At 62.4% G+C, this 14176-nt stretch carries 15 protein-coding genes; 8 read left to right on the top strand and 7 right to left on the bottom strand.

Features of this window, described 5'->3' with window-relative positions; all coding sequences use genetic code 11:
- Positions 1–187 precede the first annotated feature (187 nt).
- Together ACIPW4_RS00840 and ACIPW4_RS00845 are read left to right on the top strand one after the other, a co-directional pair.
- Positions 188–1513, top strand: a complete 1326-nt coding sequence (locus tag ACIPW4_RS00840) for a type II toxin-antitoxin system HipA family toxin (protein WP_400654032.1) — start codon at positions 188–190, stop codon at positions 1511–1513.
- On the top strand, positions 1510–1788 hold the full coding sequence (locus ACIPW4_RS00845; RefSeq protein ID WP_176508530.1) for a helix-turn-helix domain-containing protein: 279 nt from the start codon (positions 1510–1512) through the stop codon (positions 1786–1788). Before ACIPW4_RS00840 ends, ACIPW4_RS00845 begins: the two co-directional genes overlap by 4 nt.
- 51 nt (positions 1789–1839) lie before the next feature.
- Here ACIPW4_RS00845 and ACIPW4_RS00850 read toward each other — a convergent pair whose 3' ends face one another.
- The 3 genes from ACIPW4_RS00850 to ACIPW4_RS00860 are packed head-to-tail and all read right to left on the bottom strand — an operon-like array spanning position 1840 to position 3605.
- A complete protein-coding gene (locus ACIPW4_RS00850) occupies positions 1840–2511 on the bottom strand; it encodes a GNAT family N-acetyltransferase (protein ID WP_400654033.1) in 672 nt (223 codons plus the stop codon).
- Between the two features lie 5 nt (positions 2512–2516).
- Positions 2517–2963, bottom strand: coding sequence for a GNAT family N-acetyltransferase (locus tag ACIPW4_RS00855; protein ID WP_400654035.1), 447 nt, complete (start codon positions 2961–2963; stop codon positions 2517–2519).
- A 12-nt stretch (positions 2964–2975) separates the two neighbouring features.
- Positions 2976–3605, bottom strand: coding sequence for an FMN-binding negative transcriptional regulator (locus tag ACIPW4_RS00860; RefSeq protein ID WP_400654036.1), 630 nt, complete (start codon positions 3603–3605; stop codon positions 2976–2978).
- A 90-nt stretch (positions 3606–3695) separates the two neighbouring features.
- Here ACIPW4_RS00860 and ACIPW4_RS00865 point away from each other — a divergent pair, with 90 nt between their 5' ends.
- Positions 3696–5225 carry a PLP-dependent aminotransferase family protein gene (locus ACIPW4_RS00865; RefSeq protein WP_400654038.1) on the top strand — a complete coding sequence of 510 codons (1530 nt, stop codon included), beginning with the start codon at positions 3696–3698 and terminating at the stop codon, positions 5223–5225.
- 94 nt (positions 5226–5319) lie between these two features.
- On the opposite strand, the gene ACIPW4_RS00870 is transcribed toward ACIPW4_RS00865, so the two are convergent.
- From ACIPW4_RS00870 to aspA, 4 genes are all read right to left on the bottom strand, one after another.
- A complete protein-coding gene (locus tag ACIPW4_RS00870) occupies positions 5320–6423 on the bottom strand; it encodes a polyamine ABC transporter substrate-binding protein (RefSeq protein WP_400654039.1) in 1104 nt (367 codons plus the stop codon).
- Entirely contained in the window at positions 6423–7466 is a 1044-nt protein-coding gene (locus tag ACIPW4_RS00875) for a histone deacetylase family protein (protein ID WP_400654041.1), read from the bottom strand. Before ACIPW4_RS00875 ends, ACIPW4_RS00870 begins: the two co-directional genes overlap by 1 nt.
- Before the next feature lie 116 nt (positions 7467–7582).
- The gene (locus ACIPW4_RS00880) at positions 7583–8575 is read right to left on the bottom strand and encodes an AraC family transcriptional regulator (RefSeq protein ID WP_400654043.1); all 993 of its coding nucleotides are present in this window, start codon (positions 8573–8575) and stop codon (positions 7583–7585) included.
- Between the two features lie 265 nt (positions 8576–8840).
- The gene (gene aspA / locus ACIPW4_RS00885) at positions 8841–10265 is read right to left on the bottom strand and encodes an aspartate ammonia-lyase (RefSeq protein WP_027917067.1); all 1425 of its coding nucleotides are present in this window, start codon (positions 10263–10265) and stop codon (positions 8841–8843) included.
- Positions 10266–10447: 182 nt separating this feature from the next.
- Between aspA and ACIPW4_RS00890 the strand changes: the two genes are divergently transcribed.
- The 5 genes from ACIPW4_RS00890 (at position 10448) to ACIPW4_RS00910 (ending at position 14063) form a co-directional block, all read left to right on the top strand.
- A complete protein-coding gene (locus ACIPW4_RS00890) occupies positions 10448–11380 on the top strand; it encodes a LysR substrate-binding domain-containing protein (protein ID WP_400654045.1) in 933 nt (310 codons plus the stop codon).
- A 172-nt stretch (positions 11381–11552) separates the two neighbouring features.
- Positions 11553–12044, top strand: a complete 492-nt coding sequence (gene purE / locus ACIPW4_RS00895) for a 5-(carboxyamino)imidazole ribonucleotide mutase (protein WP_400654047.1) — start codon at positions 11553–11555, stop codon at positions 12042–12044.
- Between the two features lie 10 nt (positions 12045–12054).
- Positions 12055–13137, top strand: a complete 1083-nt coding sequence (locus ACIPW4_RS00900; protein ID WP_400654049.1) for a 5-(carboxyamino)imidazole ribonucleotide synthase — start codon at positions 12055–12057, stop codon at positions 13135–13137.
- 97 nt (positions 13138–13234) lie between these two features.
- On the top strand, positions 13235–13480 hold the full coding sequence (locus tag ACIPW4_RS00905; protein ID WP_400654050.1) for a GlsB/YeaQ/YmgE family stress response membrane protein: 246 nt from the start codon (positions 13235–13237) through the stop codon (positions 13478–13480).
- Between the two features lie 49 nt (positions 13481–13529).
- The gene (locus ACIPW4_RS00910; protein ID WP_400654052.1) at positions 13530–14063 is read left to right on the top strand and encodes a DUF3299 domain-containing protein; all 534 of its coding nucleotides are present in this window, start codon (positions 13530–13532) and stop codon (positions 14061–14063) included.
- Positions 14064–14176 lie beyond the last annotated feature (113 nt).

Consider the following 14176-nt stretch of genomic DNA (forward strand, 5'->3'; position numbering starts at 1 on the left):
GCGGTTAACCTCTGGGGAGCGGATGCTCCCCTTTTTTTATAGTGCATTTTATTGCAGATAGTGCGAAGGATAATGCCTTCATCTGCACTAAACTGCAGAAAGAAAATGGAGGCTGATGAGGATCTGCACTATGCTGCACATAGATCACCTGAAGTGATCTACGACATGCAGTAAATTGCAGGTGACCATGTACAGACTCACGCTCCAACTCCACGACCAAGGTCAGTGGCATGATGCTATTGCCATCGCTTTTGCCGAGCCTGTAAAGAGCCTCTCCAGTCCTTGTGAGTTTGGATATACATCCGAGTACGTCAAAACCAATCTGGATGCCTATGACAGCCTGTTCTGCCAGGCCGCAAGCGCCAGGCTGCCGGTGGACTTCGGCTCCCATCGCCTGCAGCACGCTCCTGCATTCCTTTACGACATCGCGCCCGCAGGGGCCGCGAAGCGCTTTCTCCTCAGGCATATTGGCCGTGAGAAACCGGAAGGCATGGGTGAAGACCTGTTTTTGCTCGGGCGCTCCACCCCGGCCCCAATTGGCAATCTGCGCATCAAGGAGTCGGTCGAGCTACTGGACTTTGTGGACCCTATCGGGTTTTCCCGCCAAGACGTCATCACTCGCGATCAACGTTTTCTCGAATACGCCTATGAGCAAGGCGCGGCCATTGGTGGCGCGACAGGCGCCGGCGGCGAAGCGCCAAAGCTGTTGATGACCGAGGGTGAGAACGGCCAGTTGTATCCGGACGCGGTGCTTGCGGATGAACGTGCCCGACGGCATTGGTTCATCAAGTTCGCCCGCAACCAGGCCCTGGCTGATGATCAGGATATCCTGCGGGCCGAGTATCTCTACTATAAGGCGTTGCAGCAGCTTGGCATCGACACGGTGGCCAGTGAACACATGGCGCTGGAAGAAGGCAGAAAGCCCAGCCTGTGGATGGAACGCTTCGATCGTCAGGTTTGCGCTCAGGGTGTGCAGCGCTTTGCCGTGGAATCGGTGTATTCGCTGTGTGGGGTTAGCGAGCCCGGTAGCCGGATGGGGCACGTTGAGGTAATCGAGGCGCTCGCCGAATTGTGGAAGATGGCCGGACAAGGCAAAGAGGTGCCTGACCTGATTGCGGATTATCTGCGGCGCGACCTGATCAACAAGATCCTGGGTAACGCCGATAACCACGGGCGCAACACGGCGATCATTCGTACTCGCGACACAGTGCGTCTTGCACCCATCTATGACCTTGCGCCGATGGTGATGGATCAGGAAGGGATAACCCGAACCACCAAGTGGCCTGCTTCGATCGAAAGGGCAGGCGAAATCGATTGGCAGGCTGTTTGTGATGCGCTGGTGGAATTCATCGATCCGGCCGAGGCTTACCAGCGTTTGCGGCAGGACGCCCGGCATCTGCTGGCATTGCCGGATATCTTGTCCGGTCTTGGGCTTCCCGATGCAGTGATGAATCACCCGGCGATTGCGCTGGGCAAGCTTGAGCGCCGAATGGCGGAGTGGGGGCTGGCATGACGGTTTCCATCGATGCCCGCGGGCTGATGATCGATGGCGTGCGCGAAGGTATTGCCGACGGCAGCCTTGAACTGGGGGCTGCCGTGCGACGGTTGCGCGTGGAGGTGGCGAAGATGCAGCAGACTCAGTTTGCGCGGATGTGCAAGATTTCCGTGCGTACGCTCATTCAGATTGAGCAGGGGGATGGCAATCCCACGCTCAAGTCGTTGAACGCTGTATTCAAACCATTTGGTTTGCAGATGGGCGTCGTCAGGCGCGCGAGCCAGATCAGGTAACCCCCCTCGGATCGATCACAGGCCCACAGGCCCGTGATCGGTCTCGATGAATCAGCCTCTGCGGCAGTCTTCAAGTGTTTGAGCTTGGCCTTCTGACTTCTGATTCTCTGCGCTCAACCACCGCTCGAACCCCGCTGCCACCTGCGGCCACTCATCATCGGTAATCGAATACCACGCCGTATCGCGGTTGTGGTCCTTCACCACCAGGTGTTTGCGGAACACGCCTTCATAAGTGAAGCCGAACCGCTCCGCCGCGCGCTTGGAGCGGGCATTGGCGTTGTTGCACTTCCACTCCAGGCGGCGGTTGCCCAGCGCGAAGCTGAGCTTGCCCAGCAGGTAGACGGCCTCGGTGCTCTTGGGTGTGCGCTGCATGGGGGCGCCGAAGGCGATGTGGCCGATCTCGATACGGCCATGGTCGGGCACGATCGACATCAGGGTGAGCACGCCCTGGGCCTGGCCGCTGGCGCGGTCGATCACTGTGTAATACAGCGGATCGTGGCCAGCGGCATTGCCTTGCAGCCAGCGGTCGAAGGAGGCTCGTTCGCTGAAGGGGCCGTAGGGCAGGTAATCCCACAGCACCGGGTCGGAATCGGGACCTTGCAGGGCGGCCCAGAGGTCGTCGCCGTGGCGCGCCGGGTCGAGTTTCTCCAGGCGGATGAAGCGGCCGTCGATGGGCTCGGCCTTGGGCGTGGCGGCGGGTTTCCAGTTCAATGCGTCAGTCATGTGGCCTACAACCCTTTGCGGAATTGGATGAAGCCCGGGCGCTCGGCAACCTGCTCGTACAGGCTGATGGCGGTGGCGTTGGTTTCGTGGGTCAGCCAGTGCACCTTGATGCAGCCGGCGGCCTTGGCCGTGGCATACACGTGCTCGATCAGCTGACGGCCGATGCCCAGGCCGCGCTGATCGCTGTCGACGTAGAGGTCCTGCAGGTAGCAGGAGTTCTCGATGCTCCAGTTGGAGCGATGGTAGATGAAGTTGACCATGCCCACCGCCTTGCCATCGACCCAGGCCAGGGTCGAATGAGTCGGCTCGTTGGGGTCGAGCAGGCGTTGCCAGGTGTTGAGGCTTACTTCATCGGCCAGTTCGGTCTGGTAGAAGCGCAGGTAGGCTTGCCACAGGGCGAGCCAGGCGGCGTGGTCTTGGGCGCTGACAGGGCGCAGGGTAACGCTGGGCATGGGGCTTGTCCTTTAGAGCTGGCGCATGTGCGCCGCAAGTTGGTTGTCCAGGTAATCCGGGCTGGCGCCCAGGCCATCGCGCACGCCGGCAATATCCTCGGCCGAGCGGTTCTGGCTGAGTTTGCGCGCGCCTTGCAGGCGGGCGATGGGCAGGCGGATGCCGACGATGGCGCGGAGCATGCCGTCGAGGTAGTCGGCGGGGGCGTCGGCGACGTTCCACGGCTCGCTGCGGCCCTGCTCGTGGCGGTCGGTCAGGCGGCTGACGATCTGCAGCAGCGGCGCGGCTTCATGGATCACTTCGGCCGTGCCGTAAGCGTGCACGGCAAGGTAGTTCCAGGTCGGCACCACCTTGGGGTTTTCGGCCTTGCTTGGGTAGTAGCTGGGGCTGACGTAGGCGTCGGCACCCGGGAATACCAGCAATGCCTCGGCGCCTTGCTCCAGGTCTTGCCATTGGCGGTTGGCGCGCGCCAGGTGGGCGTAGACAGTACCAAACTCGCCCTCTTCAGTGTCGAGCAACACCGGCAGGTGAGTGGCCAGCAGGCCCTGTTCACCATGGCTGACCAGCACGGCCAGGCGGGTGTGGCGCATGTGCTGGTGCAAGCGCTCAAGGTCGTGCTCCTGATGGGGTTTGCTGTTGTACATGGGCAGGGTCCTTGTCGAATGGTTCCATCCTAGGCAGGCTATTGGTTCTGGGTAAGAGCCATTAGTGGCTATTTTTATAGGTCCAATGCCATGAGCGAACGCGCCCTCGTATTACCGTTCGATCCTGCCGGTATCGTTCTCGATCGCCGTCGTGGGCTGAGTCAGCAGCTCTACCAGGCTTTGCGAGCACGTGTGCTGGATGGCCGCCTGAGCAGCGGTACCCGATTGCCTGCCACGCGTGACCTGGCGAATGTGCTGGCACTGTCGCGCAATAGCGTGGTGCGGGCCTACGACCAGTTGTATGCCGAGGGTTACATCGAAAGCCGGGTCGGTGATGGCACCTATGTGAGCCGGCTGCCAAAACTATCCACACAACTATCCACAGGGTTATCCCTGGGTTTATCAACAGGCTTATCCACAAAATCTTCCGATAATACTGAGGATTTATCCAGCAACACCCGTTCCAGTGAGCCATTGGAACGCTTGAAAAGTAACCATCTGCCCCCGCCCAAATGCGGTGCGCCAAGGGCGTTTCGAGTCGGCGTTCCGGCATTCGATCTGTTCCCATTCGATGTCTGGGCCAAGCTCCATGCGGGTTTCTGGCGCAATCCGTCGCCTGCGCAATTGGGTTACGGCGACCCCGCCGGTGAGCCCGTGCTACGCGAGCTGATCGCCGCCTACTTGCGCCGTTCCCGCGGCCTGTCCTGCACGGCTGAACAAATTGTGATCACCAGTGGCGCGCAGCAGGCCATCAGCCTTTGTGCACAGCTGCTGTTGCAACCGGGCGACGGCGTGGCTGTGGAAAACCCGGGCTACCGAGCCGCCGGGCATACCTTCGCCGTGGCCGGTGGCAAGGTGGCGGGCGTGCCGGTGGACGAGGAGGGCATGGATTGCCAGCGCCTGGAGCAGTTACCGGAGTGTCGGTTGGCCTATGTCACCCCTGCGCATCAGTACCCCACCGGCGTGACCATGAGCCTGCCCCGGCGCCTGGCCTTGCTGGGCTGGGCTGAGCGCAACGACGGCTGGATCATCGAGGATGACTACGACGGCGAGTACCGTTACAGCGGTGCGCCCCTGACCCCACTGGCAGCGCTCGACCGCCAAGGGCGGGTGTTGTACGTCGGCACCTTCGGCAAGATCGCCTTCCCGGCATTGCGCCTTGGTTATCTGGTGTTGCCGCCACGGCTGGTGCAGGCATTCAGCCAGGGCCGGGCGCTGGCGGTTCGGCATTCTGAAGTGGGCACGCAGTGCGTCATGGCGGAATTCATGGCTCAAGGTCACTTCCAGCGGCACATCCGGCGCATGCGCAAGGCAGCGCTGAGCCGGCGCAATGTGCTCAAGGCCGGATGGCCGGTGGATGTTCCGGGGCTTGGTGCGATGCCTGAAGTGGCAGCGGGGCTGCATGTGAAAGTCGATGTGGATAACTTTGCGCGGGAGCAGGAGCTGGTGGCCAAGGCTGAAGCGGTGGGGGTGGAGGTGAACCCGCTGAGCAGTTATTGGCTGGAGGACAGCGAAGTGCCTGTGGATAAGCGGGCAGGGTTGGTGCTGGGGTTTGCGGCGGTGCCTGAAGGTGACATTGCCGAGGCGTTGATGCGATTGCGCAAGGCCTGGAAGAAATGATGGGACCGCTGTGCGGCCCTTCGCGGGCAAGCCCGCTCCCACAGGGGTGAACTGCAATAGCTGTGGGAGCGGGCATGCCCGCGAAGAATCCGACTCAGGTTCCGGATTTTATCCGGGTCCAGGCGCGCGTCCGAGCCCGCTCGGCTTCACGCGACAATGGCTTGAGGGTAAACAGCTTGGTCATCGCCTCCGCCGTCGGGTACAGGTTCGGGTTGTTGCGAATCGCCGGGCTGACCTTGTCGGTGGCATCCTTGTTCGGGTTCGGGTAGCCGACAAAATCGCTGATGGGTGCAATCACTTCAGGCCGCAGCAAGTAGTTGATGAACGCATGGGCATCTTCCGGGTTCGCCGCGTTCTTCGGGATCGACAGCATGTCGAACCAGATCGGTGCACCTTCCTTGGGCAGGCGCATGTCCACCACCACGCCGTTCTTCGCCTCCTTCGCGCGGTTGGCAGCCTGCGAGAAGCTGCCGCTGTAGCCCACCGCCACGCAGATATCGCCATTGGCGATGTCGGCCATGTACTTCGAGGAATGGAAGTAGGTGATGTAGGGGCGGATCTTCAGCAACAGCGCTTCGGCCTTCTTGTAGTCGTCGGGCTTGTCGCTGTTGGGCGGTAAACCCAGGTACTGCAGGGCCAGTGGCAGGATCTCCGACGGCGAGTCGAGCAGCGCGACGCCGCACTGCTTGAGCTTGGCGATGTTCTCCTCCTTGAAGATCAGGTCCCAGCTGTCGACCGGGGCCTTGTCACCGAGTACGCCCTTGACCTTGTCCGGGTTGAAGCCGATCAGGATGGTGCCGTACATGTACGGCACGGCGAACTTGTTGCCCGGGTCGTTGGCCTCGATCAGTTTCATCAGGGCCGGGTCCAGGTGTTGCCAGTTCGGCAGCTTGCTGCGGTCCAGCGGCTGGAACACACCGGCTTCGATCTGCTTGGCGAGGAACACGTTGGACGGCACCACTACGTCGTAGCCGGAGTTGCCGGTGAGCAACTTGGCTTCGAGCGCTTCGTTGGTGTCGAAGATGTCGTAGACCAGCTTGACGCCACTGTCCTTCTGGAACTCGCTCAAGGTCTGCGGGGTGATGTAATCGAACCAGTTATACACATGCAAGGTGCGCTGCTCGGCTTGAGCGTGCAGGGCACCGGTGAACAGAGTGGCAGCGATGAACGGGGCGAGCAGACGCTTGAGTCGGACCATTACCGGGCTCCTGGCTGGGCGCGCTGGAAGCCTTCCAGCACATTGACCGCGTTGATACCGATTTCCTCCACAGCGTAGCCGCCTTCCATCACGAACAGGGTCGGCTTGCCGAGCTGGCCGATGCGCTTGCCCATTTCCAGGTAATCCGGGCTGTCCAGCTTGAACTGGGAGATCGGGTCGTCCTTGAAGGTGTCCACGCCCAGGGAGATCACCAGCACGTCGGCGTCATAGGCGGCGATGCGTTGGCAGGCGTCTTCCAGTGCGGCGCTCCAGGCCGCCCAGTCACTGCCGGCGGGCAGCGGGTAGTTGATGTTGCAGCCTTTGCCTGCGCCTTCACCGGTTTCGTCGGCATAGCCGAGGAAGAACGGGAATTCATCCGTAGGATCGCCGTGGATCGAGGCGAAGAACACGTCGCTGCGCTGGTAGAAGATGTCCTGGGTGCCGTTGCCGTGGTGGTAGTCGACGTCGAGGATGGCCACCTTGGCGCGGCCCTGGTCGAGGAAGGCCTGGGCTGCGATCGCGGCATTGTTCAGGTAGCAATAGCCGCCCATGACTTCGGCGGCGGCGTGGTGCCCCGGTGGACGGCACAGGGCGAAGGCCGAATGGGCGCCTTGCTGGATCGCAGCCTGGGCGGTCAGGGCGACCTGCGCGGCGCTGTAGGCGGCCTGCCAGGTGCCTGCGGTGATCGGTGCGCCAGCGTCGAAGCTGTAGTAGCCCAGCTCGCCATGCAGGCCGGTCGGCTTGACCTGGCGCAGGGTCCGTGCCGGCCAGGTGAAGGGCAGCAGGTCGCCGTCGTGGCCAAGCGCGGCCCAACGTGCCCAGGCACCCTGGAAGAAATCGAGGTAGTCGGCGCTGTGAATGCGTTGTAGCGGTGCACGGCCAAAGTCGGTCGGACCCTGGACGTCGCCGAGGTTGCGCTTTTTCACTTGCTCGAGGACGTGGTCGGCGCGTGAGGGCATTTCGAAGCAAGGCATCAGCTTGCCGTCGATCAGCTCGCAGCGGCCATGGTGCAGGCGGTGATCATCGGAATAGATTGTCAGCATTTGTTGTTCTCCGTGGGACTGGCGTGGGCCCATTTTCACGGGCGGCCCGGTGGTGGAGAACGACGCAAACGGCCAAAAGGGGATCGATGTGGCCAAGCTCGATGGCCACTCACCAATCAGCCGCGGAAATGGCTGGGGGCCACCCCGCTCCAGCGCTGAAAAGCATGGCGGAAACTCGCGGTCTCGCTGAACCCCAGGCTCTCGGCGATCCGGTAGATCGGCATCTGCTCATCGGCCAGCAATTGCTTGGCTCGATCGAAGCGCAGCTCATCGAGCAGCTGTTGATAACTGCAACCCAGTGCCTGCAGATGCCGGCGCAAGGTCCGCGATGAGCAGTTCATCTGTCGCGCCAGCCCTTCCAGCCCCGGCGCGGCCTCCAGCTGTTGCAGCAGCAGCTGTCGAATGCGCCCCAGCCACGCCTGGCGCCCGGTGAATTCCAGGTTCAGGCGCCGGCAGCGCTCACTCATGGCCTTGTGGGTTATCGGGTCGGCCAGCGGTAATGGCATGTCCAGCCAGCGCCGTTCGAAGGCAAAGGCGTTGTCCTCGGCTTCGAAGGCCAGTGGGCACTGGAAAGCCCCGGTGTAGAGCGCATGGTAACCGGGCCGGGTGTGCTCGAAGCGGGCGCCGAGCAGCGGCAGCGTGCGCCCGAGCAGGTCATCGCAAATCACCTTCAGCGACACCAGGCAGAACTCGGCATTGAAGGCGGCGAGGGCAGGGCTGTCATGGGATTCGCTGGCGCTGAACCAGACGCGTTGACCCTCGTCGACCAGGCGCAACTTGAAGACTGTTCCCAGCAGTGCCGGGTATTGCAGCGCCAGGCGCAGGGCGTCACCCAAAGTGGCACTGGAGAGCAGGGCGTAACCGAGCATGCCGTAGCACGACACGTGCATGCGCCGGCCCAGCTCCAGGCCGATCTCCTCGCGCCGGGCCACGGCATTGGCGCACACCTGCAGCTCTTGCTGGGTGGTGATGCGCGCGTCGCTGTGGCCCAGGTCGGCCGGGCCTATGCCGCTGCCGGCGAGCAGCGTCGTCGCCTCGCAGCCCTCTTCCCGGAACAGGTTGAGGATCAGCGAAACCGCGTTGAGGGTGGTCAGGTGGCTGTGCAGCATGCTCGATAATCCCGTGGGCCTGGGAAGCATTATGGAGCAAATTGTGTGCCGAGATCTGGGGCCGCTGTGCGGCCCTTTCGCGACACAAGGCCGCTCCTACAGGGATCGCGGTCGTCTGTAGGAGCGGCCTTGTGTCGCGAAAGGGCTGCGCAGCAGCCCCAAAATTCATCAGGCAAAAAAAAGGCCCGGAGCGTGCGCTCGGGCCTTTGAAAGGTTGAGAGGTGTCTAGTCCCTCGACCTGGTGAGACTGTTTGCAGCGGCCGGGTTACGCCTTCAGCGGAACCAGACGTGGAGCGATCATGTTTTCCGGACGCAGGATGTCGTCGAGCATCGCGTCGTCCAGCAGCTTCTCTTCGCGCACCAGTTCCAGTACGCCGCGGCCGGTTTCCAGGGCAACGCGGGCGATACGGGTGGCGTTTTCGTAGCCGATGTACGGGTTCAGGGCGGTGACCAGGCCGATCGAGTGCTCGACCAGTTCACGGCAGCGCTGTTCGTTGGCGGTGATGCCGACGATGCAGTGCTCGCGAAGCATGTCCATGGCGCGCTGGAGCAGGCGGATCGAGTCGAAGATCTTGTAGGCGATCAGCGGCTCCATCACGTTCAGCTGCAGCTGGCCACCTTCGGCGGCGACGGTCAGGGCCAGGTCGTTGCCCATGATGGCGAAGGCCACCTGGTTGACGGCTTCAGGGATTACCGGGTTGACCTTGCCTGGCATGATCGAGCTGCCTGGCTGACGCGCTGGCAGGTTGATTTCGTTGATGCCGGTGCGCGGGCCGCTGGACAGCAGGCGCAGGTCGTTGCAGATCTTCGACAGCTTGACTGCGGTACGCTTGAGCATGCCGGAGAACAACACGAAAGCGCCCATGTCGGAGGTGGCTTCGATCAGGTCGGCAGCCGGTACCAGCGGCTGGCCGCTGATGGTGGCCAGGCGTTGTACGGCGAGGGCCTGGTAGCCCGGGTCGGCGTTGATGCCGGTACCGATGGCAGTACCGCCCAGGTTGATTTCGGTCAGCAGTTCCGGGGCCAGCGAGCGCAGGCGCTGCAGGTCTTCGGTCATGGTGGTGGCGAAGGCGCGGAATTCCTGGCCCAGGGTCATCGGCACGGCGTCCTGCAGCTGGGTACGGCCCATCTTCAGTACGTGGTCGAATTCCTTGCCTTTGGCAGCGAAAGCCTGGATCAGGCTGTCGAGGCTGGCCAGCAGAGCGTCGTGGCCCAGCAGCAGGCCGAGACGGATGGCAGTCGGGTAGGCGTCGTTGGTCGACTGCGCCATGTTCACATCGTTGTTCGGGTGCAGGTACTGGTACTCACCCTTCTGATGGCCCATGGCCTCCAGCGCGACGTTGGCGATGACTTCGTTCGCATTCATGTTGGTGGAAGTACCGGCACCACCCTGGATCATGTCCACCACGAACTGGTCGTGATAATCGCCTTTGATCAGGCGGGCGCAGGCTGCACTGATGGCAGCGTGCTTGGCATCGCTCAGGTGACCCAGCTCACGGTTGGCGTCGGCAGCAGCCTGCTTGACCATGGCCAGGGCCACGACCAGCTTCGGGTAGTGCGACAGCGGAACACCGGAGAGATGGAAGTTGTTGGCAGCGCGCAGGGTCTGGATGCCGTAGTAGGCATCGGCAGGGACTTCAAGGGTACCAAGCAGATCTTTTTCGACGCGGAACGATGCAGCGGAGGACATGATGGATATCATCTCGATTTTGACCCGGCACATGCCGGAATGGCGCCAATCCTAGGCCTGAAGGGGATTTTGCGGCCAATGCTGTTGCACGCTAACCTATGCACAAACGGCATAGTGTTTGATGTGACGCCAATTGACATACGAGCGTGTTCCATTTTGGTGCGCGCCGGGAGATCTGCTTCATGAACCTCGAAAGCAAGTGGCTGGAAGACTTCAGCGCCCTGGCCTCCACCCGCAGTTTTTCCCAGGCGGCCGAGCGGCGTTTCGTCACCCAACCCGCCTTCAGCCGGCGTATACGCAGCCTGGAGGCAGCGCTGGGACTGACGCTGGTGAATCGTTCCCGCACGCCCATCGAGCTGACCGAGGCAGGGCAACTGTTTCTCGTCACTGCACGTACTGTTGTCGACCAGTTGAGCGAAGTTCTCCGCCATTTGCATCACCTCGAAGGTGGCCAGGGTGAAGTGATCCAGGTGGCTGCTGCGCATTCCCTGGCCTCGGGCTTTTTCCCGCGCTGGGTGGCCCAATTGCGCAACGATGGTCTGAACATTGCCACTCGCCTGGTTGCGACTAACGTCGGGGACGCGGTGCATGCATTGAGGGAGGGCGGATGCGACCTGATGCTGGCGTTCTATGACCCCGACGCCGCCCTGCAGATGGATGCCGAGATCTTCCCGTCATTGCATATGGGCAATACCGAAATGCTCCCGGTGTGCGCTGTGGGTGCCGACGGCAAGCCGCTGTTCGACCTCGAAGGCGACGCCAGCGTGCCATTGCTGGCCTACAGTGCCGGTGCCTTCCTGGGCCGCTCAGTCAACTTGTTGCTGCGCCAGCGCAACCTGCGCTACACCACTGTTTATGAAACAGCCATGGCCGACAGCCTCAAGAGCATGGCACTGGAGGGCATGGGTATCGCCTGGGTGCCTCATCTGTCGATGCGCGGGGAGCTGGAGCGGGGCGAGCTGGCCATTTGCGGTGGCAGCCAATGGCACGTACCGCTGGAGATTCGCCTGTACCGCTGCGCACTGGTACGCAAGGCCAACGTGCGCCTGCTGTGGCGCAAGCTGGAAGGTGGTGTGACGGTTGACCCGAAAGTCAGCCAAAGCCCCGAAAAATAAGGGCGACAGTTGGTCGCCAGGGGTGCCTGCAAGGCCATGGGTTACGGTATACTGCGCGGCCTTTCGACCGGATGCGTCCGGTTGCTGATCAGCAAACAAGCCACGCCGGTCGTCCCGCGTGGCTTGTTGTTTTTTGACGCGCCCAAGGGCGCACAAGCGAAGAGGCTCGACGATGAGTGCACTGGTTGGCGTGATCATGGGCTCCAAGTCCGATTGGTCCACCCTTAGCCACACCGCCGATATGCTGGAAAAACTCGGCATTCCCTACGAAGTGAAGGTGGTTTCCGCCCACCGCACCCCGGACTTGCTGTTCCAGTATGCCGACGAGGCCGAAGGGCGAGGCATCGAGGTGATCATTGCCGGTGCCGGTGGCGCTGCGCACCTGCCAGGCATGTGTGCCGCCAAGACGCACCTGCCGGTGTTGGGCGTGCCAGTCCAGTCGTCGATGCTGTCGGGCGTCGATTCGCTGCTGTCGATCGTGCAGATGCCTGCTGGTGTACCGGTTGCCACCCTGGCCATCGGCCGTGCTGGCGCCGTCAACGCCGCGCTGCTGTCGGCGAGCATTCTGGGCGCCAAGTACCCGCAGTACCACGCGGCGCTCAAGCAGTTCCGCACCGAGCAGACCGACACCGTGCTGGACAATCCAGACCCGCGCCAGGCTTGAGGCTGAACCCATGAAGATCGGTGTAATCGGTGGCGGCCAACTGGGCCGCATGCTGGCCCTGGCGGGCACCCCGCTGGGCATGAACTTCGCCTTCCTCGACCCGGCGCCAGACGCCTGCGCAGCCCCGCTGGGCGAGCACCTGCGTGCCGACTACGGCGACCAGAGCCACCTGCGCCAGCTGGCCGACGAAGTCGACCTGGTAACGTTCGAGTTCGAAAGCGTGCCGGCCGAGACCGTGGCTTTCCTGTCGCAGTTCGTCCCGGTCTACCCGAGTGCCGAAGCCCTGCGCATCGCCCGCGATCGCCTGTTCGAGAAGAGCATGTTCCGCGACCTGGGTATCCCGACCCCGGCCTTCGCCGACATCCTCTCGCAGGCAGACCTCGAGGCGGCGGTTGCCAGCATCGGCCTGCCGGCTGTGCTGAAGACCCGCACCCTGGGCTACGACGGCAAGGGCCAGAAGGTGCTGCGCACGGCTGAAGATGTGGTCGGCACCTTCGCCGAGCTGGGTAGCGTGCCTTGCCTGCTGGAAGGTTTCGTACCGTTCACTGGCGAAGTATCGCTGGTCGCCGTGCGAGCCCGCGATGGCGAAACCCGCTTTTACCCGCTGGTGCACAACACCCACGAGAGCGGCATCCTCAAGCTGTCCGTGGCCAGTGAGGCGCACCCGCTGCAGGGGTTGGCCGAAGACTACGTTGGCCGTGTGCTCAAGCAGCTCGATTATGTCGGCGTGATGGCGTTCGAGTTCTTTGAAGTCGACGGTGGCCTCAAAGCCAACGAAATCGCCCCGCGAGTGCACAACTCCGGGCACTGGACCATCGAAGGCGCCGAGTGCAGCCAGTTCGAGAACCACCTGCGTGCCGTGGCCGGCTTGCCGCTGGGCTCCACCGCCAAGGTCGGCGAGAGCGCCATGCTCAACTTCATCGGCGAAGTACCGGCGGTGGACAAGGTCGTGGCCATCGACGACTGCCACCTTCACCACTACGGCAAGGCCTTCAAGGTCGGGCGCAAGGTTGGCCATGCCACCCTGCGCTGCCGCGACATGGCTACCCTGAAAGCCAAGATCGCCGATGTAGAGGCTTTGATCAGCAACTGATCGAACTTCTGCCCGCGGGCTGCCCTCTGAAAATGGCAACAAGCCAAAGCGCTGTCTAGGCTTTGGCTTGCTCCATCTTCATATCAGAGGGACTGCCATGGGCATCATTGGAACCATCTTCATCGGCCTCATCGTCGGCCTGCTGGCCCGCTTCATCAAGCCGGGCGACGACAGCATGGGCTGGATCATGACCATCCTGCTGGGTATCGCAGGCTCCTTGCTCGCCACCTATGGCGGCCAGGCGCTGGGGATCTACCAGGCAGGCCAGGCCGCAGGATTCATTGGTGCGCTGGTCGGTGCCGTCGTGCTTCTGGTGATCTACGGATTCATCAAGAAGCGCTGAATAGTGGTTAGAATGCCCGGCAATTCATCCCGAGTTGCCGAGCATTTTCATGCGTGCCTTTTTTCTCATCCCCTTGCTCCTGGCCAGTACCTTGGCCCATGCCGAACTGCCCGAAACCGACTGGCTGGAATTGATGCCCAAGTCGGACCAGAAGGCGCTCGAAGCGATGCCCGAAATCGACCACAACTCGCCGGAAGCCAATGGCACCTTTACCGCCAAGGGCGGCCTCAAGCAGAGCGCAGGCCTGCCGGCAGTGATGTATTCGACCAAGACCGTGGCAGCCATGAACGGCAAGGAAATTCGCCTGGGCGGCTACCCGGTGCCGCTGGAAAGCGATGCCAAGGGCAACAGTACCTTGTTCTTCCTCGTGCCTTACCCGGGCGCCTGCATCCACGTGCCGCCACCACCGCCCAACCAGCTGGTGCTGGTGCGGTATCCGAAAGGCTTGAAGATCGATGACATCTACATGCCGCTTTGGGTGAGCGGCAAGCTGAAGGTGGAGAAGGTCAGCAATGACTTGGCCGATGCGGCGTATGCGCTGGATGCGGGGCAGGTGAGGGTGGTGGAGGACGCCGACCTCTGACCTCTCCTGTGCCGACCTCTTCGCGGGCTTGCCCGCCACAGGTACCTCACAAACTTCGAGGGTTGTGGAAATCCTGTGGGAGCGGGCGAGCCCGCGAAGAAGTTAATGCAGGT

The organism is Pseudomonas sp. NPDC089996, assembly GCF_044748405.1.
In the GTDB taxonomy this organism is placed as follows: domain Bacteria; phylum Pseudomonadota; class Gammaproteobacteria; order Pseudomonadales; family Pseudomonadaceae; genus Aquipseudomonas.